We start from the raw sequence: 23,017 nt of genomic DNA, 5'->3' as shown, positions 1-23,017 counted from the left end.
GACCAGCACCATGTCAGTATCGCCCAATTCGGCTGCCACTCGGGCTGCTACCGAAGTTGCAGCGATACGGCGAGGCTGGGTGCAGGCAATCATGCGTTCCCGCCCCAAGCCTGCCTCCAGGCACATCTTGGGTAACTGCGTCGTCTTACCGCTACCGGTTTCACCGGCAATGATCAAGATCTGATTTTGCTGGATTGCGGCAATGATCTCCTCGCGTTGTCCACTGATCGGAAGCCCTACGGGATAATCAATTGAAATCACCGGATCACGCCACTCTGGAGCTTGGACCGGGACATCAAGCCTTGGCCTTTGATTCCAGGATCTCCTTGACCAGGAGACCATCAGCGGCTTTGCCAAAATGCTTCATGATCGGGCCAATGGCCTGCATCGGACTCTTAAACTGAGAAAAATCGATATTCTCTTCAATCCAGGAGACAATAGCCTCTCGATCCGCCATGACCGGCAAATAGGTCGATAGGACATCAAGAAAGCGAGAAGACTCCTCCTTCTTGATCTCAAGCACCACCTTCTCCGACTTGACCAGCCCCTGAATCAAGGCCAAGATATCCTCATTGGTCATCTCATCTTCCTTCTTGCAACGGAAGCTCTTCTTGCCGCTCTCTAAAGTCAAGGGCACGGTCAACTTGGGAAACTCACTGATGACCTGCCGAATCGCATCCCGAGCCAAGGTATCTTTTGACAACATAGCGGTCTTCAGATCCGCCTTCAGTTTCCCCAGCAGAGTCATCCCCATCTCTTGATTCCAGCCATATTCCAACATTGTTGTTCTCCATTAGTATTGTATAATTCACGGGATTGACAAAAAACCATTCACCGGGACATATCCCTAACACCAGAGAATCACAGCCCAGCAGAAACGTATGTTTTGCCTACCACGCTCTTTTATCATACCATTGCTTTTTCCGCCACTGCCACAGCTTGCCCTTTTCAACCGGCACCAGGTATCATTTTCGTAATATTTGAGTGTGCTTTTCGGCCTGCGCCAGGATAACACTGGACACATGAGTAAGAGTCGATTAGCAACAAGAAAAAAATTCATGTTACATCAGGATGCAATCGTATGAGTAGTTCAAACTAAACACTTTCAGCCTATCTCAGTACAATATCAACCGAATATAAACATCACCAGGCCATGACCATCATCCCGACAATACCCATCAAACGCCTTCCCCTCTGGGCATTACACAGCCTCATGCTCCTTGCTGCCGTCCTTGTTTCCAGCTCCTTTACAGTTGGCAAAGCGATCACCCACGGCCTGGACCCGACGATCCTGCTCCTGCTCCGTTATGCCTTGGCCACCCTGCTTCTCGGAGTGGCGCTTGGAATCAAACAAGAGTTATCCCTCCCCTCAGCACAACAGCTTGGCGGCTACGGGGCCATCAGTGCCACCACCGTCGGTTTCTTTTGGTGTATGTTCGAAGCCTTGCGCTCCACCAGCGCTATCAACACCAGCGTCATCTTCACTTTGGTTCCCGGGATTTCTGCGGTCTATAGCGCGATTTTTCTAAAAGAGCGACTCGGTAACAGTCGGCTCTGGGCCTTATTTCTCGGCATGCTCGGAGCGGTATGGGTCATCTTCCAGGGTGACATCAACCGGCTCCTGGCACTCGACGTCAACCGCGGTGATCTGCTCTTCCTGGCTGGCTGCTTTCTGATGGCGGCCTATACCCCGCTGGTAAAAAAATTCCACCGCCAGGAATCAATGCTGGTCATGACTTTCTGGGTGCTGGCCACAGGGTTGGGTTGGCTGATCATTCCCTCAGCCCTACAACTGACCTCAGTCAACTGGCAAAATATTGAGTTTGAAGTGTGGGCCGGAATCATCTACCTGGCAATTTTTTCAACTATAATCACATTTTATCTGACCCACCTGGCCACCCCCTATCTGGGACCGACCAGGGTAATGGCCTACAGCTATTGTTATCCGGCCTTCGTGCTACTCATCAACTGGAGTCTCGGCAACGGCCTGCCACCGCTCCTGACACTGCCCGGCGTAGCGGTAGTCAGCATAACCATCATTGTCCTGCAACGCGGCCCGACCAACGGCTGATGTTGTGAATTCTGTACGATTCTGATACCATGCCACCATGAAGACTTTCAGCTCTTACAGCCAAACATTTCCCCTCAACCTCACCTCTCTTCTCTTCGTCACCCCAACTGCTATTCCACAACTATGACCACACAACGCGCCAACAACTCCCTTCTCTGTCCCAGCTGCCGGCGACTGGTGAGCCGTGATGCTCAGAACTGCCCCTATTGTGGCACAGCCCGACCTGGCTCTTGGCTAAAGAACAATCCCATCTTCATCGCCTTCTCCGATGACAATAAGATCATCCCCCTGATCACCTACGTCTCAGTCGGGATGTACATCCTCTCCCTGATCGTAAGTCAAAGGAGTACCGGACTCGCGCTTAATCCCTTCGACTTCCTCTCCCCCAGCAACCACAGCCTACTGGTCCTCGGTTCCACCGGAACCGTTCCTATCCTCAAATTACACCGCTGGTGGACCCTGGTCTCCGCCAACTATTTACACGGCAGCCTTATTCACTTACTATTTAATATGATCGCCCTACGGCAGATCGCCCCCTTGGTGATCAGGGAATTTGGCGGCCAGCGGATGTTCGCCATATACACTTTGGGGGGTGTCGGTGGATTCTACGTCTCTTTTCTCGCCGGAATCCCCTTTACCATCGGGGCCTCAGCCGCAGTCTGCAGCCTGATCGGCGCTATGCTCTACTACGGTAAAAGTCGAGGCGGTATTTATGGTCAGCAGATTTACCGACAGATCGGCGGTTGGGCAATCAGTATCATGATCTTCGGCCTGTTAATCCCAGGAATCAACAATTGGGGACATGGCGGCGGCATGGCGGCAGGGGTGATACTCGGCGCTCTGTTGGGCTACAGAGAGCGCAACCGATTGACATTAAGAGACAAGTTCCTTAGCGTTAGTTGCTATGTGCTGACCGCAGCCATCCTGGCCTGGGCCATCGTAAACGGACTGGTTGCACTCCTTGCCGGCTGATTACCTTCTTCCGGCAGGTCGGTAGCTAGAACAAATACATGGACAATTGGTAATCGTTCACCAGAAGCGTTGAACGTGCGGATTTCACCGGAATGTAAACGTTCACCAGGCACCCCAGATGCGCGAAAGCGGTCTGCGAAGTGTGCTAGTTGCACATGAGTAGGCCGCTAACAAAGCAGATGGGGTGCCCGGTGAACGTTTACGACAATTGATAACATTCTTTACCAGACAGATGGAACACCAAAAAAAACGAGTACGGAGGTAAAACATGGCAATTGTAGAGGTAAGCATAACCCCGCTAGGCACTGCAAAGACAAGCATCTCTGACTACGTGGCCGAATGTGTCAAAATTGCCAGGGAGTCCGGCCTACCCTGCCAACTGACAGGGATGGGAACCATTCTCGAAGGAGATCTTGACCAGATCATGACCGTCATCCGTCAGATGCAGGAATCGGTCTTTGCATCCGGGGCGACACGGGTCATCTCGTCAATCAAGATCGACGACCGTCGTGACAAGCCAGGCCACGACTCAAGCAGCAAAGTGGCCTCGGTCGAAATCAAGCTCTAGGCAAAAAAGGCTCCCTAGAGCTATCGAAATCAAGGTATTGGCTTACGGTTGACAGCTATCATTGACAGTCTCGCAAAAAGGTAGCCGATGGCTAAGCAAAAGGGCCGATATACAAGGCGCAGTGCATTTTTGTGAATGAGGCCACACATATGGTGTGCCGAATGAGCAAAATTGCGCTGCAACGCAGTAGATCGGACTTTTTGCGACGCCATCATCATTCTGTTAACCGTAAACCGGCGCCTGATCACCGGTCTCCTGCATTACAAAGACCGCCATGAATGCAGATCGGGATCAGATCCGATTGGTTTTTAATTCCTTCAACGAATAAAACGTGCCTCGCCAGCGGATGCCGCCCTGAGCCAGGTTAAGAACCATTGTCCGCAACACTATCCATATAAACAGGACCGTGGCCAGGGGAAACCCTAATGCATAGCAGCGGTGAAAACCGTTGAACGAGGCGCAATCGGCATAAACCAAGGTCCATATCAAGACCACAGCCCCATAAATAATCTTCGACGTCCCCTCACAGACCACCACAGCCAGATACGGCCAGACCGCGAACACGAGAAGAAAAGCAACGCCAAAAAGCACCAAGGAAATTCGGTAGTCACAACCGGCAAAGGCGTTCTTTTCAAGCCCCCGTATCACCTCCCCGACCGAAGCGTACCACTCGACACTCATCAGGTCCTTGCCAAAAGCAAAGTCAGAACAATACCCTCCCTGCTTAACAATCTTGCCAAGCTTGACATCATCATCCGGTCGCAACCGAATCACCTCATGGCCACCCACACTCCGATAGACATCACTCCTGATCAGATTGAAGGCCCCAATTCCCACATGACATGAACTCTTAGGGTCGCGAACCTTCCATGGACGGACAAACATCGCAAAAAAAATAACAAAAGAAGCCCCGAAGATCTGTAAGACGTGGGTCGGCATAGTTATTGAGGGCGAGACCGTCAGGTGATCAAGACCCTGGTCACGCATCAAGCACACCGCCCGAGTCAGAACACTGGGTCTCATCACGATATCGGCATCGGTAAAGAGGAACAAATCTCCATCGGCCTGTTTCGCGCCCAGATACAGGGCATGATTTTTCCCCAACCATCCAGGCGGCAAAGAGTCGAGATGAATAACTGATAATCGAGGCTGGTGAAACGCCATGTCGTCAAGAATCAACCCGGTCTCATCCTCGGAGCGATCATTTACTACGATCAGTTCATAATCAGGATAGTCCAGCGCGAGATGGGACTGAAGCGCCTCGCGAATGTGCCGAGCCTCGTTCCGCGCAGCGACAATCAGCGAAACACGAGGGAGATTACCCCAAATTACCGGCACCGAACTCAAGTCACGGATTGTACGGTTGCCACGCATAAGATCCAGGGCGATCATCAGCACAACACCTAAAATCGGTATAGCTAACCAAGAAATAAATGTCATTTCTAGACTCCTCCTGCCAGGAATAAGAACAAAGACTTTACCGTTCAGCCACGGCCCAATCAACTTGCGAAGTTACAGGGAAATATATGAGTTCCCCAAAATCTAAAATCAGACGCGCTTCTTTTTTGGTTTTTCTGATATTTTTAACGTCAAAAAACAATTCAACTTATCGTCATTATTACCCCAACCAACTTATTGACAAAAAATAGGAATAATTTTATGCTAGATAAAAGCCTGTCATTCCTCCGTGGCCAACCACATTAAACTTAATTTTCACTTCACAAAAGAACTTAATTACCGACGGTTGCACAAAGACAAACAGGTCCTGGCATTTTGTCGTTTCCATTTCAGTAAAATTACGGTATATTCAATCATACTAGCTGAAGTATCATTATAACGAACGTAAAATAAGGAAACACTACCATGGCAATACCAAAAATTCTGATTATTGACGACGAAAAAGCAATTCAATCTGCCATGCAAAAGGCATTAAAAAACGAAGGGTATTCCCTTTGTTTTGCCAACAACGGCAAAGAAGGAATCAAACTCCTTGCACAGGAAAATCCGACCGTGGTGTTTCTGGACCTGCGGATGCCCGAGATGGACGGTATTGAATTCCTGAAAAACGCCAAATTAACCTATGATGCCCCATACACGGTAGTTGTAATCACCGGCCACGGTGACGACAGGGACATTAACGAATGCTACAAATTAGGGGTAACTAACTTTTTGCGCAAACCGTTGAGCATGGTCGAAGTGTGTTGTCTCGCAAAACGGTGCATTGAAGTTAAACAAATCGAGCTTGAGCTGGCCAACCACAGGAACAACCTCCAATCTCTGGTTGACCAGCAGACCGCAACAATCAAACAGCAGCTCCAGTTTCAGCAAATTCTCATCGACTCCCTGCCAGTCCCGATCTATTTCAAAGACACTGACCTCAAGTTGATCGGCGCCAACACCGCTTTTTGCCAATGGTTTGGAATTAAAAAGAACAAAGTCGCAGGTCGTCGTCTTGAAGAGCTTCTCTCCCCTGCCTCGACCAAAAAAGACCTCCAGAAAGACGAACAACTAATCAATAAGCACAAATCACAGGAGTACCAAGTCAAACTGGAGAGCAAAGACGGCTCCAAAAATGATGTCGTTTTCCACAAGGCCGTCTTCAAGAACCAAGACGGCGAAGTCAGCGGTCTCATTGGCGCCATGGTTGATGTCACTGAACGCGAAAGGACCTCAAAGAAACTGGCTGAAAAGTCAGAAGCCTTGAAACACGCGAATATGTCGCTCCGCATCCTGATCAAACAACTGAGCGATGCCCAGAGTGAGGATCGCACCAGCAATATGCCCAACCTTAAAGAGCTGGTCATGCCCTCATCCGACCAACTTGAAGCCATTCTGGACAGTCCAACCGAACGTGGTTACCTTGAAAATATCATGCTCAATCTGAATCGGGTTACCTCTAATTTCTCAAAACAACTCGCTCAGATGAACCTTGGACTGAGTCCCAAGGAAATCCAGGTGGCAGACTTGATCCGTATCGGCCTTTCCAACAAAGAATCGGCAATCCAGATGAACGTCACCAAGAGTACTATCGAGTTCCACCGGGACAACCTGCGCAAGAAACTTGGACTTAAACATGAGAAGAAGAATCTACGAGCCTACATCCTGGCGCTTGACGCTTCCATGCAGAAAAACAAATAAGGAAGGAGATTCAATATGTGGAAGAAATATCTATTACTCATCCTTCTCATTGCCCCATTGACTCTGACCTCCTGCTTGTCCCATAAAGGAAAAACCGGGGCCATCGGCGGAGCGGCCGGCGGCGCTCTCTTGGGCCAGGCCATCGGTGGCGACACCAAAGGCACTCTGATTGGGGCCGCAGTAGGAACAATGATCGGGTACATGATCGGCAACGAGATGGACAAATTCGACCAGGAACAACTTAATCAGGCTTACGAATCAACTCCTTCACGACAGACTTCGAGCTGGGAAAACCCTGACACCGGCAACCGTTATAACGTCACCCCTCTACCGGCGTACCAGGATCAAACCGGCAGAGACTGCCGTGAGGCCGAAATACTTGCCACCATCGACGGCAAGGCAGAAAAGACAACCACCCTCGCTTGCCGTGATCGCAGTGGCCGCTGGGTCATTCAACAATAGACCATTCAAGATCACCTTGTAATTCATGGATCAGCTATTCGTAAAAGCGGCGATCAGCTCTTTTCTTGCCGAGGACATAGGCGCTGGTGACCTCACCAGCGCCTCTATTTTTGGACAAGATCACCTGGCAAAGGCCGAATTTCTGGCCCAAGAGCCAATGGTTGCCGCAGGCCTCGCAACGGTGGCGGCCCAGGTCTTTCTGCTGATCAACCCCACCATTCAGTGCACCCCTGCAATCGACGGTGCACGCATCTCAGCGGGGCAATCCCTCCTCACCCTGGAAGGACCTATTCTTGATCTGCTCAAAGGGGAGAGGGTCGCACTTAACCTCACTCAACGACTCTGCGGCATAGCTACCTTTACCGCACGTTTCGTAGAGCTGGTTAAGCCACTACCCGTTAAAATCGTCGACACACGAAAGACAACACCAGGACTCAGGGCCTTTGAGAAATACGCCGTGCGAATAGGCGGCGGCTATAATCACCGTTTCAGCCTCAGCGACGGAGTGATGATCAAGGACAACCACCTGGCGGCTGCCGGCTCAATTGCCAAGGCAGTCGCTTTAGTGCGTGGGGCAATCCCCCATACTATCAAAGTGGAGGTAGAGGCAGACACCCTGGATCAAGTAAAAGAGTGCCTAGAGTGCGGGGTTGAAATCATTCTACTCGACAATATGGATTGCGAAACCATGCGCCAAGCCGTAGACCTTACAAAAAAAAGGGCCATCCTCGAAGCTTCAGGCGGCGTCAATTTAATAAATGTTCGTCAAGTAGCCGAAACCGGTGTCGACATCATCTCAATCGGGGCACTCACCCATTCTGCCCCGGCCTGCGACATCAGCATGATAATTGCCTAACGTGCAATTATCATAGGTTAGTTTTAGCACTTGAGTGTTGGGTTACGCTTCGCTAACCCAACCTACTAAAATGTAGACAATTGATGTTCCAGCATACTAGTTGTTGTCCCAAGCAAACTCAGTAATCGCCTCAACCATCGTGGCAATGGAATAACTCCCCTCAGGCTGAACATCCACAGCCAACCCCCTCTTCTCAATAGCCCTGCTCGTCACCGGCCCAATCGAGGCGATCTTGATCCCTTCCATCAACTGTTTCAGCTCCGCATCATCCTTAGGATTAAGCATATGGATAAAATTGGTAAAGGTTGATGAACTGGTAAAAGTCACCATATCAACCGACTTATCAACAAGCTCCTGCCGCAAGGACTCCTCACACCCCTTGGGCCTGACATTCTGATACACTGGCACAATCGTCATCGCTGCGCCCGCCTGCTGCAGAATTTCAGGCAACGCCTCGTTGGCCTTGAAGGCCCGCGGGAGCAGAAAGCGATCCCGACCGAACCCCTGCTCAATCAAGGTGGCGGCAAGACCCTCACCTGTAAACTCAGTGCCCGGCAACAGGTCCGCCTTAAGTCCATAATTCTGCAACACAGCCGCTGTTGCCGATCCGACCACAGCAATCTTGACCCCGGCCAGTGCCCTGGCATCAAGTTTTAGTTCAAAAAGCCGCTTAAAGAAGAAATGAATCGTATTAATACTGGTAAAAAGCACCCAGTCAAATCGCCCAAGATCATTGACAGCAGAATCTACTGCCTCCCAGCTATCAGGGGGCTCCAAGGCGATGGTCGCAAATTCAACGCAATCCACTCCCAGCTCTTCGAGACGGAGAACTAGGTCACTGGCCTGCTCCCTGGTCCTGGTAACCATAATTTTTTTACCGAGGAGGGGACGTTTTTCAAACCAATTAATCGTGTCTCGAAGGCTAACCACCTCACCGACTACGATAACAGCAGGCGGTGTGATCCCAGCTTTTTTCACTTCTTCGACAATAGTGGCCAAGGTGCCAACCACAGTCCGATGCTGAGGCGTCGATGCCCACCGAATAACAGCCACAGGCGTCTCAGGAGATCGGCCATATCGCATCAATCGCTCAGAGATATTGGGCAGATTCTTGATTCCCATATAAAAAACTAAGGTCCCCACTCCCGTCGCCAGTTTATCCCAGGCAATGGAACTGTCCTGCTTGGTGGGATCCTCATGGCCGGTTACAAAAGCCACTGTCGCGGTATACTGACGATGGGTGATGGGTATTCCTGCATAGGTGGCAGCAGCGCTGGCGGCCGTAACCCCGGGTACAATCTCAAAACCGATGCCGAACTTGGCGATCTCTTCGATCTCCTCACCGCCTCGACCAAAGATAAAAGGATCCCCGCCTTTGAGTCGCACCACCATCTTGCCGGACAAAGCCCGATCGACGAGGATACCGTTAATCTCTTCCTGAGTCTGGGCATGAACGCCGTGGCCTTTTTTGCCTACATAAATCAGTTCCGCAGTACGTGGGACCTGGTTCAAAAATTTCTTATTGGCAAGATAATCGTAGACCACGACCTCTGCCCGCTTTAACAAATCCTGCCCTCTGACAGTTATTAGACCTGGATCGCCAGGACCTGCTCCAACCAGATAGACCTTCCCTTTCTTTGTTTCTTCCACAATTATCCCTTCACTATCGATTTATTTGGCATTTAACGCTACACACGAGAACACCAATGATGAATAAGTGTAAACGTTCACCGGGCACCCCATCTGCTTTGTCAGCGGCCTGCTCATGTGCAACTAGCACACTTCGCAGACCGCTTTCGCGCATCTGGGGCACCCGGTAAACGTTTACAGTCCGGTGAAATCCGCACGTTCAACGCTTCTGGTGAACGATTACGACGGTGACCATTAACCGGTTTACGGTTAACGAACTCACAGATATCATGAATCATTATATGTTGCTGATATCTGTGAGTGATCAGCCATTTGTAAAAATCACTACCCGCTAACTGACAACCGCAAACCGATAACCTGAGCAGTTATGATGCAGATAACACTCTTTAACCTGATCCGATCAAACAAGACAAATCAGGCCGAACCCCGAGGGAATTCGGCCTGTAAGCGAACAACGCTAAGAAACCAGCCACTGTCAAGAAGGCCTGGTTTCGCAGAGCTGGCTATGAAAGTTCTTGCCCGTAAACCTTTTCAAGAATAACCTTTGCACCCATGGCCAATAACTCCTCTGCCAAACTCCGGCCCAACTGCTCAGGTTGGTCAGCCGGGCCACTCTTTGTCTTCCGAATCACCTCTTTTCCGTCCACCGAGGCAACCAGTCCAGTCAAGGTCAGCTGATCGTTCTCAACTGTACAAAAGCCTGCTATCGGCACTTGGCAGCCACCTTCAAGCCGGAGCAAAAAAGCACGCTCCGCCTGCACTGTAACTTTAGTCGGCCAATGGTCAAGAAAATCAAGAGCCGCCAGTAACTCTGTAGCATCCCTTCTCATTTCAATACCAACCGCGCCTTGACCAACTGCCGGCAACATTTCTAATGAGCTGAAATACGAGGTAGCCCGATCCAACTGCAAACGATTCAACCCGGCCGCCGCCAGAATAATAGCATCATACTGCCCTTCATCAAGCTTGCGAAGCCGTGTATCGAGGTTGCCACGCAAATCATCAATAACCAGATCTGGCCGGATCTTCGCCAACTGCGCCCGGCGTCTCAGGCTGCTGGTGCCAATTTTTGCGCCCTGAGGGAGATCAATCAATGATTTATATTTATTTGAAATAAAGGCATCCCGTGGATCCTCGCGCGGGGTAATCAAGGCCAGATGCAACTCGTCCGGCAATTCGGCCGGGACATCCTTCATGGAATGAACCGCCATATCGACTTCCCGGCTCAACATTGCCTCCTCCAGTTCCTTGACAAAAAGGCCCTTACCACCGACTTTAGCCAGAGGCACATCGAGAATCTTATCACCCTTGGTCATTATCTTGACCAACTCCACTGTCACATCCGGGTACTTAGCCTCAATCTGGGCTTTGATTCCGTTACTCTGGGCCAAAGCCAACAAACTTTTTCTGGTTCCGATCTTAATATGCTTCTGCATGCTCAAATCCTTTCTTGTTAGGCTTACTAATACAGCCGGAATGTGTAGGGTTCTCAGGACAATTCTTGAAACTTTACCAGTTCCAGTCACAGTTCTCAACGGGATTAGTCTAAATCGACAAAAAATGCCCTCTGAGGCCTAAAAAAGAGAATACAAGTGTAACAATTACCATTGACCGACACTATTGACAATGCACAGAACCGAGCCTAATGACAAGTGGAACACGCTCCACCTGCACACCCGGAACACTTTGCCCCCCCAGAGGCACCAGCGGTATTCTCCCCCCCGCGCACTGAAAACCCAGACATCAACTTATCTAATTTTTCGGTATTACATTGCGGGCATCGTGGATTTTCACCTGACATCACCAGCAGTTCAAACTCATACCCGCATTGTTGGCACTTATAATCATATAATGGCATAGGTCACCTCAACCCATCACGGTTTCCACCCTGTCTTTGGTCACGAATTATCAGAAAAACAAAGAAACTAAGTCCACCTCGATTAAGTAGCTAGCTCATCAAGCAGAGATACGGCCAAGAGCGGGATCATCAACTCGTGATGCCCGGTAACGGCATACCCTTTGCCTCCACCGGAGGTCGGACGGTTAACCACATTGGTCACCGGCCGGTAATGACGGATAAAATCAAAATTGGCGGTGGTAAAATTGTGGACATCATGACCCAGATTCCGAACAACCGTCAAGGCCTTTAAAAAGACCTCAGGCATCATTACCGCTGACCCTAAATTGAGATAGGCCCCTCCTTCAAGGTTGGCGACCTGCCCACAAAAGAGTCTGAAGTCAAGGTGGCTACCGGCGCCAATTGCCGCACCGTTGGCAGTTGGATGAATATGAATGATATCAGTCCCGATCGCTACATGCACCGTCAGAGGCACCTTAAGACGTCGGGCCGCTGCAACAAGACTCACCTTAAGGTGAGGAAATCCAGAGGTCAGCAAAGCATCGCCTAAAGACTCGCCGATCCCCTGCCCTGCTGCCATCCCCTTGGTAATAGCCTCATTGATAAACTCGCCTGTCTCTTTGGCCGCCCCAAAAGCGCCGCTGCCAAGTACCTGATCCACATCTTCAGAAGTACGACCGACCATGGCAATCTCGGTGTCATGAACAATACAAGCGCCATTTAAGGCAATACCGGTTATCACACCCCGCTCCATCAGATCAATAAGAACAGGATTCATACCTACCTTAATAACATGAGCGCCCATCCCGACAATAACAGGTCTACCATTACGGTGAGAATCAGCCAACCTGGAAACTAACTCCGGAAAATCTTTGCCCATTAACTGGTTGGGCAGGGAAGCCATTAATTGTCGAACTGTCATCCCGGAGAATAAAGGCTTCACAAAATCGTTAACTGTAACCTTACTGCTTCGATCATGAAGTGAATAGGTAGAAAGCGATGAAAAATCAATTGGTTGGCAATTATTCATCGTACAGCGTTCCCGAACATAGTCTCGTCTACCAACTGACAGATAAGATGCTCAGCCCAGATGTGCGACTCTTGAATGTGGGGAGTAAAAAAGGTCGGGACATTAAGTCCGATGTCCGCCATGGCAAGGAGTTCCCCCCCGCTGCCACCGGTCAGAACAGCCGTAGTAAGGCCCATCAACCTAGCCTGTTCGATCGCCTTGATCACATTGGGGGAATTTCCACTAGTCGAGATCCCCAAAGCAACATCACCAGCCTTTCCCAGGGCTTGAATCTGTTTAATAAAGATATCGGCAAATGAAAAATCATTACCGATACTGGTCAGGATCGAAGAATCAGTGGTAAGGGCGATTGCGGGCAAGGGGCGACGATCGATTAAAAAACGATTCACAAATTCAGCCGCCATGTGCTGGGCATCGGCGGCACTGCCTCCATTCCCAAAAATGAGCAGTTTGTTACCATTACCAAAAGCGGCAACTAGCACTTCAATCAGACGGCATATCTCGTGACTACAGGAGTCGGCAAAATCCTGTTTGGCCTTAATCGAGCCCAGGAGCCCGGCGGCAATTTGCTCTTGCATTATCTTCTATTCCTTGCTATCAGAGGCGGCTGAGTGCCACACGAAAGCTTGACATTACTAATTCCAGTTCGCATTCCAACCAATACCTTCGCCGCTACGCTGCTCCTCAGCCTACTGATGTACGCTCTCGTCGCTGCTCACTGGCCTTCGCGGTCTTGACCTGAATGCTTGCTGGAATATTCTTTTGAATGCAATTTAAAATAAGACCCTGTCCTTACTAAAACTCTTTCCGAATACCCACCAAGAGGACAACAACTTTTATTACAGCCCGTAATCTTTGTCAATAGCGTCATTGACCGGCTTATGCATATTTAAACCATTTTCAGCCAATCATCTCTCCGCACACGGCAGGCTCCCCAAACAAAGTCAAAGTGAGAAGCAAAAAAATGAAAAGTATGCTGATCCAATCGGTAAAGACGTGCCATTCTGAGAGGCAGATTAAGAATTGTTAATAACCACCTATTTTTTTTGCACTCACGCCTTTTTTTTTGCTAGAGTAGACGTAATCTAAAAATATCTATTCGTTCAAACTAAACCAATCAATAAAGGATAAAGAATCAGGATTGCCCACACCCAGGCACCCTCTCCTGTCCTTAACCCAACATATGCCGGAGACTGCAAATGCAAGAAACTGACTATTTACGAAATAATGAAAAAGTGCTGCGCATCCTGCGGGATGTCGACCAATTCACCACCTTCTCCAATGAGGATATCCTGTCATTCCTTGATGCAGGGAAACTCCTTGAATTCGAAAAAGATGAGAAAATCATCATCGAAGGAACAAGCGGATTTCATGTCTATTTTCTGCTTACAGGTGAAGTGAAAATCGTAAAAACCGACCAGGATGTAAAAATTCTGCGGCGGACCGGCGAACTCTTTGGCGACATGGGGTTCATGGAAGATGGGGCGGGAACTTCCACAGTAACAGCCCTACAGAAAACCTTGGTTCTTCGTTTGGACAGCGCCATTATCAGTAAAAATCCTGACGCAAAGGAACTGGCGCTGGGATATACTATCTATCGACTTTTCTGCGAGGTTCTAGCCGAAAGACTACGAACCACCACCGAAGAAAACGTCAAACTGCAAGAGCAGCTCAAGAAGCTCACCGAAAAGACGACATAACAAGACCATAATCCTGCCGACAGAAAATCCATGTAAGGATAACACGACGATACCATATCACTGCGCCATCTTTTCCATCATCAGCATCCCCCCAGATTCACAGACAACTGCTGACGGCAATAGCTTTTCCCGATGGACATTGACTCCTCAATTCTCTCTATCACCCAGCATCAAAGCGGATCAATAAAAAAAGGCCATGCCTGTCGACCAATTCAGCATCATCCTGGTGGAACCCCAAGGTCCTCTCAATATCGGCTCGATTTGCCGGGCGATGGCCAATTTCGGCTTCAATGACCTCAGACTCGTCACCCCCGAGGCAGACCACCTCTGCGATGAAGCACGCCGGATGGCGGTTAAAGCTACACCACTCCTGGAAAAGGCAAGAATTTTCCCATCACTACATGATGCCTTGGCAGATTGTCACTTTGCCATGGGCACCACCCGTCGTTTTGGAAAATACCGAAAAAACTTTCTCCATCCAGATCAGGCAGCGCTTCATCTCCTACCTCTCAGTGAAGAGGGACGGGTTGGTCTGGTCTTTGGTCGCGAGGACCACGGACTCTTCACCGCAGAACTTGACCTCTGCCAACGGTTGATCACCATACCAACCAACGACAATTTGCCATCAATGAATCTAGCGCAGGCTGCAGCCCTCTGTCTGTATGAAATTCACAAAGCGGCAAGCGCTCCCGCCGCACATAAGGCCAAAGGGAAAAAACTTGCGCAATCAGAGCAACTCGAGGCCATGCTCCAGCACATGCGCCGTTCGATGATGGCAATCGAATATCTTGACCCTCAGAATCCTGATCACATCATCCGCACGTACCGAAGCATCTTTGGGAGAGCGCAGCTTAATGAACGTGAAGTAAGAACCCTCCAAGGCCTCTGGAGCCGGATCGATTGGATCAATGAACAATTGAAAAAAAATAAATAAAACCCTGCGCGCTCTCCTGTCAGGCCCCCGCGACTTAAGAAAAAATGCCATTACACCTGGATATTATGGATCAGCGCCGCCGTCTGTGGTGACGTGAAACTAGTCTCAACCAGGACCAGCCAATACCTGCCAGGTGAACGCTGGATAGTTTCTCGCAACCCTTCGGAAAGCCAATGAGAATCCTCAATCAGGTTATAAAACACCGAATCAATACCGATAAAGCCATCGACAAAATGAGCAATAATATGCAACAATTTACTGGGATACCCCTTGGCCAAGGTAGTCACATCGGCAATCTGCTGACACCCTTCACCCTGAATGTCACCAATAAATCCTTGTAAAATTTTATAGTTATCACTGACCCCCTGATCCAGCACCGTCCAGAACACTTCATTGTCAGCCGAGCACGAACTTTCCTCGACCGCCAAAACAGCATCATAGTGAAGGAGCATACTGTTAGAAAAAAATTTAAGGATATGACTCCGAGCAGCGGCAAAATCATCCGCCTCACACATCAGCCAGTGTTTTTTGTTCATCGTCCCTCCTAAAATATTTTCACTGCCAGAATAACACCCTTTACTTCTTTCCTTACCGGAATGTACAATAACGTAGATTTAACCACTTTTCCATCGTAAACAAATTTCTATCACCAACCTCCAGCGAGACACCAATGAACGTCCTCCTCCTTGAAGATAACCCGGTCAACCGCGCTCTTATCGTCAGTCAACTCTCCAGACTCGGCCACCAGGTCGATGCTGTGAGTAACGGCAAGCAAGGGTTTCTACGAGCAACATGCAAACAATACGATCTTTTTCTTTGCGACATCATGATGCCTGAATGGGACGGCTTCAAATTCATCGAGGCCATGACCGTGGTCAGCCCCACCATGCCCATTGTCGTCATCTCCAGTTCGATCGAGGAAGGGGATCTCATCAACAAGCTGAGTCAGTTTAATAATATCCGCGCCCTTCTACCTAAGCCCATCGACATGGCGAAACTGAGCAGAATCCTCAATGAAACCAGTTCACAATCCCACGAAAATTTAGGGAAAATGGCCCGTATTGTCTGCACTATTGGTCCTTCTTCGGATACACAAGAGACCATCAACAAGATGATCATGGCCGGCATGGATGTGGCACGACTCAACTTCTCCCACGGGACGTACGAGAGCCATGAAAAAGCCCTGAACATGATCCGCCATGCCGAGAGCGAATGGATGCGACCAATAGCAGTACTGATGGACCTTTGTGGCCCCAAGATCAGAACCGGAACAATGAAGGGTGGCATGATCTTCCTTACTACCGGTGAATCCGTTATTATTCAGGCAGAGAGCATCGAAGGAACCAACCAGCGATTCTCAACTATCGTGCCGGAGATCTTAAACGACCTCAGGGAAGGAGATCCAATCTTACTTGATGACGGCCTATTGGAACTCAAGGTGGAAAAAACGGGCAGCAATGAAGTCACCTGCCGGGTAGTTGTCGGTGGCCACTTAAAATCCAATAAAGGGATCAACCTGCCAGGGACCCCGCTCTCTTTACCCTGTATGACAGACAAGGACCGGGCGGATCTCGACTGGGGATTGAACCACAGCATCGATTATGTGGCCCTATCTTTTGTCCGAAGCGCCGAAGACATTCTCGAGCTGAAAGATCTCATCCGAAAGTCAGGCAAGCGTAAACTCCGGGTCGTGGCCAAGATCGAAAAGCCTGAGGCATTGAAAAACATCGACGCGATTATTGAAGTCTCAGACGCCATTATGATTGCCCGTGGTGATCTGGGTGTTGAACTCCCCGCCTCTCGGGTGCCTTGGATACAAAAACAGATCATCAAGAAATGTTGGGAGCAGAATAAACCCGTGATTACGGCAACGCAGATGCTGGAAACCATGACCAACAACGCCCGCCCCAGTCGTGCCGAGGTAACCGATGTCAGTCAAGCCATCCAGGAGGGAACCGACGCTGTTATGCTTTCAGGGGAAACAGCCGCAGGCATCGACCCGGTTAATGTTGTTCGAACCATGGCCTCGATCATCTGTGAAGCGGAACGACAAAGCGAATGGCACCCAGATCATTGCCAACTCATGCGTGAGGAGACAGAAATTAACCCCGTTCTTTCCGCCGCTTCCAGCCTCGGAATCGCCACAGTCACCATAGTCCTCGATTTCGGCAACACCCTCTATCAGCACATGTCCAAGTGGAACCGGCGCATCCCTACCATCCTGGCCACTAACTCCATCCACTCTGCTCGCCATGCCTGTCTTTACAAGAATATCATCCCTATCATTACCAAAGAGCAGCTGAGTCGTGACCAACTCGTGTTTTGGGCCATGAACGAGGCCAAGGAACGAGGTTATGTCGTTGTCGGCGATGTGCTTTCCGTGGTCGAAAGCGCCCGCTTGACCCAGGGAGGCCTCGATCAACTTGGAGCCTTCCAATTGATCAAAGTCGTGTGATTGTCCCCACCAATCATTTTCTTGTCTCACGGCACCAAATAAGACTATTCTCTGATGCCTCAACAGAAGATGCTACTCAACAACTCCGTGTCTTCTTCAATGTAAGTCCAGCCATTCCTGCACAAAACAATTGTCAATTGTGAATTATTCAGTATTATGGCGGACTACTTGTAACGTATCCAGCAGCGCCGCAGATTTAAATTCTTGTCCAGACTGACCATCATTCCTCTCCGGCCCTTTCCCGCCAAAGACTACTAAATAAACATATACCCACCAAAGACGCGCCATGACATCAGATACCAATCAGCCAATCGAAAGAACCGAACTCGCCAAAGCTTACGAATTTCACGATATCGAAGAACGATGGTACCAATCCTGGCTTACCCAAAAGACCTTTCAAGCCCGGATGGACGAGGGCAAAAAGTCCTTTTCCATCGTCATACCGCCGCCCAACGTTACCGGCGTTCTCCATATCGGCCATGCTCTAAACAATACCCTGCAAGATATCCTGGTTCGCTACCGACGGATGCAGGGATACAATGTCCTCTGGGTTCCGGGAACCGACCACGCCGGTATCGCCACCCAAAATGTTGTGGAACGGCAACTTAAGGCCGAAGGCCAGGATCGGCACCAGATTGGCCGCGATAAGTTTATTGAACGGGTTTGGACCTGGCGCCAGGAGTCAGGAGGACAGATCATCAACCAGCTCAAGCGCCTAGGGTGCTCCTGTGACTGGGACAGGGAACGATTCACCATGGACGAGGGTTTATCCAAGGCAGTGGTCAAGGTCTTCACCACCTTGTACAATCAAGGCCTGATCTACAAGGGCGACTATATCATCAACTGGTGCCCGCGCTGTCATACTGCCCTCTCCGATCTGGAAGTGGAACACGAACCTACTGCCGGCAAGCTCTATCGTATTCGCTATCCCTATACCGATGGCTCTGGTTATCTGGTCGTTGCTACTACCCGGCCGGAGACAATGCTTGGTGACACCGCTGTGGCCGTTCACCCTGAAGATGAGCACTACAACAGCAAGCAGAATCAATCGGTGATGCTCCCCCTTGTCGACCGGGAGATCCCCATCGTTTTTGATACTCACGTCGAAAAAGAGTTCGGCACCGGGGCGCTGAAGGTCACTCCCGCCCATGACTTAAACGACTTCGAGATCGGCCGCCGTCACGACCTTCCTCTGCTTTCAGTAATGGACCAAAACGGGGTAATGAACGAACAGGCAGGAAAATACCAAGGTCTCGACCGATTCAAGTGCCGAAAACAGATCGTCGCAGACCTTGAAGAGTTAGGCCTCTTGGACGGCATTGAAGATTACGAGCACGGAGTCGGCAACTGTTACCGCTGTCACACCGTAGTCGAACCACAACTCTCCAAACAATGGTTCGTCTCCATCAAACCGTTGGCCGAAAAAGCTATCACCGCCGTCAAAAACGGCGACATCCGTCTTCACCCCAAGAACTGGGAAAATACCTATTTCGACTGGATGCTCAATATCCGTGACTGGTGCATTTCAAGACAGATCTGGTGGGGACACCAAATTCCGGCCTGGACCTGTGATGCCTGTGGCGAACTAATCGTCCTCGACCAGGAACCTGAGTCCTGCCCCAAATGCCATAATTCAAAACTAACCAGAGAGACCGATGTTTTAGACACCTGGTTCAGCTCTGCACTCTGGCCATTCTCTACCTTAGGCTGGCCTGACAAGACTCGTGAACTCAACACCTTTTATCCGACCTCGGTACTGATCACCAGTTTCGACATCCTCTTCTTCTGGGTAGCCAGGATGATCATGATGGGCACCCACTTCATGGAAGAAGTACCCTTCCGCGATGTCTACCTCCACGCACTTGTGCGTGACGCTAATGGCCAAAAGATGAGTAAATCCAAGGGCAACGTCATGGATCCCCTGGTGGTTATGGATAAATACGGCACTGACGCCTTTCGTTTCACTCTTACCGCCTTCGCCGCCCAGGGCCGTGACATCAGAATCTCCGAAGATCGCATTGAAGGCTACCGTCACTTCATCAACAAGATTTGGAACGCCAGCCGCTTCGCCCTGATGAACCTTGAGGAGGACACCCGGCCTCTCACTCAGGAGACCATTGCGGACCTCTCCATCACCAATCGCTGGATCTTAAGCCGGACATCAAACACCATCCGTCAAGCACAGGCAGCTCTGGACGACTTCCAATTTAATGAGGTGGCCTCGTTAATTTACCAGTTCATCTGGCGCGAACTCTGCGATTGGTATTTAGAGTGGATTAAACCTGCCCTTTACAGCGACTCGCCTCAAGCCAAGGCCGAAACCCGCGCCGTGCTGCTGACAGTCCTTGAAACGACGCTCAAGCTGCTCCACCCAATCTCCCCGTTCATCACCGAAGAGATCTGGCACGCCCTGCCCGGCCCCCGCACCACCATCATGCTCGAACCCTTTCCCGTTCCCGACAAAACTTGGGAAAGTGAAGAGACTGAAACTGCCGTCACCCTGTTGATGGGGGTCATCGGCGGCATCCGCAACATCAGAAGCGAGATGCAGATCCACCCTTCCGCCAACATCACCGCACTGCTCATCTGTGCTGATCACACCAAACAAGAGACTTTGAGCCTTCATGCGGCGCATATCAAGACCATGACCAAGGTGACCAGTCTCGACATTGCCGCACACGGTGAATGTCCAAAAGGTGCGGCATCGTTTATCTTTGAAAACATCGCTATTTTTGTCCCCATGCAGGGACTCATCGATATTGATCGTGAGATGGATAAGCTAACGCGCGAACGGGAAAAAATCATGGTCCAGCTGGAAAGGATTGACGCCAAGCTGACCAATGAAAAATTCATGGCCAACGCCCCTGTAGAGATTGTTGCCAAGGAACGGGAAAAAGCGGCTGGCTTCCGAGAGACGCTGGCCAAGATTGACGAAAATGCCACCAGGCTGCAGGAGCTAAAGAAAGAGTCGTAACATCAAAACGCCATAAGGTATCGGTTTAGCAGTGGATAAACGTAGCGCATCCACCACCTCCAAGGCTAACATTATCATTAAGTAGAAGTAATAAACAAAAAAAAGCGGCTACCCAAATCCGGGGTAGCCGCTTTTTTTGTTTTACTCATGCTGCCCCACAGAACAGCACATTTTCAACAATAAAATTATCGCTTACGCAGACGAATAGTCTTAGGTGTAACTTCCACCAACTCATCATCGTTAATATAGGCGATGCAATCCTCCAACGACATCAATACCGGCGGCACAAGTATAACAGCCTCATCTGATCCTGAGGCGCGCATATTGGTCAGCTTCTTCCCCTTGGCTGGATTAACTACCATGTCGGTGTTACGTGAATTCTCGCCGATGATCTGCCCGGCATAAACATCAATTCCTGGTCCTAAGAAAAGACGGCCACGCTCTTGGAGGTTAAACAGGGCGTAAGCCACAGTAGTAGCAGTTGCCATCACTATCAGAACTCCGTTCTGACGATTAATGATCTCTCCAGCATGGGGTCCATACTCAGAGAACACATAATTCATCACCCCCATCCCTTTGGTATCAGTCATAAACTTGGCACGAAAACCAAGCAGACCACGAGTTGGGATCTGATACAGCAGACGGGTAATGCCATTTTCATTGGCCATCTCCAGCATCTTGCCCTTTAACTTGCCAAGTTTTTCGATAACTGCCCCCTGATACTGATCATCAACATCGATTGTCAGCTCTTCGTAAGGCTCTTCGAGAACACCATTGACTACCCGGGTGATGACCTCCGGTCGGGTAACCTGAAACTCATACCCTTCGCGCCGCATCTTTTCGATGAGGATGGAGAGATGCAGCTCTCCGCGACCAGAGACTCGATACCCTACCGCGTCAGTCAACGGCTCAACCCGGAGTGCGACATCAGACAAGGTCTCCTTACGCAGACGCTCTTCAATGTGACGAGAGGTGACAAACTTCCCCTCCTTACCAGCGAAAGGAGAATCGTTAGGAATAAAATTCATGGACAAGGTCGGCGGATCGATTTCAATAACCGGCAACGGCATTGGGTTGTCAACATCAGTAAAGGTAACGCCGACGGTTACATCATCAAGTCCAGCTACAGCGACAATTTCACCAACCATTGCCTCGTCCGTGGCAACCTTCTCATTACTCAAAAACCGGAAGATCTTGGAGATTCTGGTCTGGGCGATAGTTCCATCTCTCCGGACCACAGCCACATCCTTATTGACACGCAAGATACCATTCACCACTTTGCCAATACCCAGACGACCAAGATAGGGAGAGTAATCAATAGTGTTGACCTGCATCTGCAAGGGTGCATCGGGACTACCGCTCGGAGGCGGGATAAATTTAACAATCATCTCCGAGATCGGAGACATGTCATGATTAACGTCGCCCAGATCGTGAAGGGCATACCCGGCCTTGGCAGAGGCATATACCACGGGGAAATCAAGAAGATGATCAGGTGCATTCAACTTAACGAACAGATCGAAAACCTTGTTTATCGCCCAGTCACATCGAGCAGCGGGCTTGTCGATCTTGTTGATAACAACGATAATTGGCAGAGCGGAAGCCAGGGCCTTTTTGAGAACAAAATAGGTCTGAGGCATGGGGCCTTCCTGTGCGTCAACCAGGAGCAATGCCCCATCTGCCATACGCATAACTCGTTCTACCTGGCCGCCGAAATCGGCATGACCAGGGGTATCAATGATGTTAATGTGATGATCTTTAAAATTGTACGATCCGTTTTTGGAGGCAATGGTGATACCACGTTCCCGCTCCAGATCCATTGAATCCATCAACCGTTCGGACACGGTCCGATTATCACGGAACATCCCGCTTTGCTTGAAAAGCTGATCAACAAGGGTAGTTTTACCATGATCGACGTGAGCGATAATGGCGACGTTTCTAATAGAATTCTGATTCATGAATATACCTTGACAGTGGCTTCTGCCGATAATGGCCAAATTGGCGCAGAAAAAAAGATTTAATATAGGCGATCTTCCTAATAATGGCAACACCAAAGATAGCGAGCCCAGCAATCTCCATACATCAAGTGTTTACTGAGTCCGGACTAAAAATGTAAGACCCTATCACTCTTCTCTCCTGATTTTTCTTGTCTTCCGGTCGAAGACTTGCTAAATCTAGAACGCCATATGACTGGGTGCTAAAAGATAACAATTGATGGCGTCGCAAAAAGCCCGATCTACTGCGTTGCAGCGCACTTTTGCTCATTCGGCACACCATATGTGTGGCCTCATTCGCAAAAGCACACTGCGCCTTGTATATCGGCCCTTTTGCTTAGCCATCCCGTGACTTTTT

The 23,017-nt window shown here is 49.8% G+C and carries 20 protein-coding genes; 10 read left to right on the top strand and 10 right to left on the bottom strand.

All coding sequences use genetic code 11. The annotated features are described in order from the left end of the window. A partial coding sequence (locus FP815_07015; protein MBA3014691.1) for a hypothetical protein occupies positions 1-261 on the bottom strand: 261 nt, incomplete at its 3' end. 34 nt (positions 262-295) lie between these two features. Continuing rightward, positions 296-781 (bottom strand): hypothetical protein, encoded by a 486-nt coding sequence (locus FP815_07010; GenBank protein MBA3014690.1) that lies wholly within the window; start codon positions 779-781, stop codon positions 296-298. Positions 782-1,153: 372 nt separating this feature from the next. Here FP815_07010 and FP815_07005 point away from each other — a divergent pair, with 372 nt between their 5' ends. The 3 genes from FP815_07005 to FP815_06995 all read left to right on the top strand — a co-directional run bounded on the left by FP815_07005 (position 1,154) and on the right by FP815_06995 (position 3,611). Further along, positions 1,154-2,071: a DMT family transporter gene (locus FP815_07005; GenBank protein MBA3014689.1), complete on the top strand. Its 918-nt coding sequence runs from the start codon at positions 1,154-1,156 to the stop codon at positions 2,069-2,071. Between the two features lie 123 nt (positions 2,072-2,194). Next, positions 2,195-3,043, top strand: a complete 849-nt coding sequence (locus FP815_07000; protein ID MBA3014688.1) for a rhomboid family intramembrane serine protease — start codon at positions 2,195-2,197, stop codon at positions 3,041-3,043. Between the two features lie 268 nt (positions 3,044-3,311). Continuing rightward, positions 3,312-3,611 carry an MTH1187 family thiamine-binding protein gene (locus tag FP815_06995; GenBank protein ID MBA3014687.1) on the top strand — a complete coding sequence of 100 codons (300 nt, stop codon included), beginning with the start codon at positions 3,312-3,314 and terminating at the stop codon, positions 3,609-3,611. A gap of 291 nt (positions 3,612-3,902) precedes the next feature. Here the strand turns inward: FP815_06995 and FP815_06990 are convergent, their stop codons facing one another. Further along, positions 3,903-5,051 (bottom strand): glycosyltransferase, encoded by a 1,149-nt coding sequence (locus FP815_06990; protein ID MBA3014686.1) that lies wholly within the window; start codon positions 5,049-5,051, stop codon positions 3,903-3,905. Positions 5,052-5,474: 423 nt separating this feature from the next. Here FP815_06990 and FP815_06985 point away from each other — a divergent pair, with 423 nt between their 5' ends. Genes FP815_06985 through nadC form a run of 3 tightly spaced genes read left to right on the top strand, consistent with a single transcriptional unit; the run spans position 5,475 to position 8,067 of the window. Then, positions 5,475-6,749, top strand: coding sequence for a response regulator (locus FP815_06985; GenBank protein ID MBA3014685.1), 1,275 nt, complete (start codon positions 5,475-5,477; stop codon positions 6,747-6,749). A gap of 15 nt (positions 6,750-6,764) precedes the next feature. After that, positions 6,765-7,211: a glycine zipper 2TM domain-containing protein gene (locus tag FP815_06980; GenBank protein MBA3014684.1), complete on the top strand. Its 447-nt coding sequence runs from the start codon at positions 6,765-6,767 to the stop codon at positions 7,209-7,211. A gap of 25 nt (positions 7,212-7,236) precedes the next feature. Then, a complete protein-coding gene (gene nadC, locus FP815_06975) occupies positions 7,237-8,067 on the top strand; it encodes a carboxylating nicotinate-nucleotide diphosphorylase (GenBank protein MBA3014683.1) in 831 nt (276 codons plus the stop codon). A 96-nt stretch (positions 8,068-8,163) separates the two neighbouring features. Here the strand turns inward: nadC and cobA are convergent, their stop codons facing one another. The 5 genes from cobA to FP815_06950 form a co-directional block, all read right to left on the bottom strand. Further along, positions 8,164-9,717 (bottom strand): uroporphyrinogen-III C-methyltransferase, encoded by a 1,554-nt coding sequence (gene cobA / locus FP815_06970; GenBank protein MBA3014682.1) that lies wholly within the window; start codon positions 9,715-9,717, stop codon positions 8,164-8,166. Positions 9,718-10,220: 503 nt separating this feature from the next. Beyond that, positions 10,221-11,153, bottom strand: a complete 933-nt coding sequence (gene hemC / locus FP815_06965) for a hydroxymethylbilane synthase (GenBank protein ID MBA3014681.1) — start codon at positions 11,151-11,153, stop codon at positions 10,221-10,223. A gap of 206 nt (positions 11,154-11,359) precedes the next feature. Then, the gene (locus FP815_06960) at positions 11,360-11,575 is read right to left on the bottom strand and encodes a zinc ribbon domain-containing protein (protein MBA3014680.1); all 216 of its coding nucleotides are present in this window, start codon (positions 11,573-11,575) and stop codon (positions 11,360-11,362) included. A gap of 82 nt (positions 11,576-11,657) precedes the next feature. After that, positions 11,658-12,605, bottom strand: a complete 948-nt coding sequence (locus FP815_06955) for a hypothetical protein (GenBank protein ID MBA3014679.1) — start codon at positions 12,603-12,605, stop codon at positions 11,658-11,660. Continuing rightward, complete coding sequence (locus FP815_06950) at positions 12,602-13,183, bottom strand: D-sedoheptulose 7-phosphate isomerase (protein MBA3014678.1); 582 nt, start codon at positions 13,181-13,183, stop codon at positions 12,602-12,604. Before FP815_06950 ends, FP815_06955 begins: the two co-directional genes overlap by 4 nt. A gap of 621 nt (positions 13,184-13,804) precedes the next feature. Here FP815_06950 and FP815_06945 point away from each other — a divergent pair. Beyond that, positions 13,805-14,305, top strand: coding sequence for a cyclic nucleotide-binding domain-containing protein (locus tag FP815_06945; protein MBA3014677.1), 501 nt, complete (start codon positions 13,805-13,807; stop codon positions 14,303-14,305). Positions 14,306-14,501: 196 nt separating this feature from the next. Then, positions 14,502-15,239 (top strand): RNA methyltransferase, encoded by a 738-nt coding sequence (locus tag FP815_06940; GenBank protein MBA3014676.1) that lies wholly within the window; start codon positions 14,502-14,504, stop codon positions 15,237-15,239. A 50-nt stretch (positions 15,240-15,289) separates the two neighbouring features. On the opposite strand, the gene FP815_06935 is transcribed toward FP815_06940, so the two are convergent. Beyond that, complete coding sequence (locus tag FP815_06935; GenBank protein MBA3014675.1) at positions 15,290-15,775, bottom strand: hypothetical protein; 486 nt, start codon at positions 15,773-15,775, stop codon at positions 15,290-15,292. 134 nt (positions 15,776-15,909) lie between these two features. Between FP815_06935 and pyk the strand changes: the two genes are divergently transcribed. Beyond that, positions 15,910-17,694, top strand: a complete 1,785-nt coding sequence (gene pyk, locus FP815_06930) for a pyruvate kinase (protein MBA3014674.1) — start codon at positions 15,910-15,912, stop codon at positions 17,692-17,694. 286 nt (positions 17,695-17,980) lie between these two features. Beyond that, on the top strand, positions 17,981-20,668 hold the full coding sequence (locus FP815_06925; GenBank protein MBA3014673.1) for a valine--tRNA ligase: 2,688 nt from the start codon (positions 17,981-17,983) through the stop codon (positions 20,666-20,668). Between the two features lie 185 nt (positions 20,669-20,853). Here FP815_06925 and typA read toward each other — a convergent pair whose 3' ends face one another. Then, on the bottom strand, positions 20,854-22,623 hold the full coding sequence (gene typA / locus FP815_06920; protein ID MBA3014672.1) for a translational GTPase TypA: 1,770 nt from the start codon (positions 22,621-22,623) through the stop codon (positions 20,854-20,856). Positions 22,624-23,017: the final 394 nt, after the last annotated feature.

This window comes from Desulfobulbaceae bacterium (assembly GCA_013792005.1).
Classification (GTDB): Bacteria; Desulfobacterota; Desulfobulbia; order Desulfobulbales; family VMSU01; genus VMSU01.
Note: the sequence above shows the minus strand (reverse complement) of the source record. Positions and strands in the feature narration are given on the sequence as shown.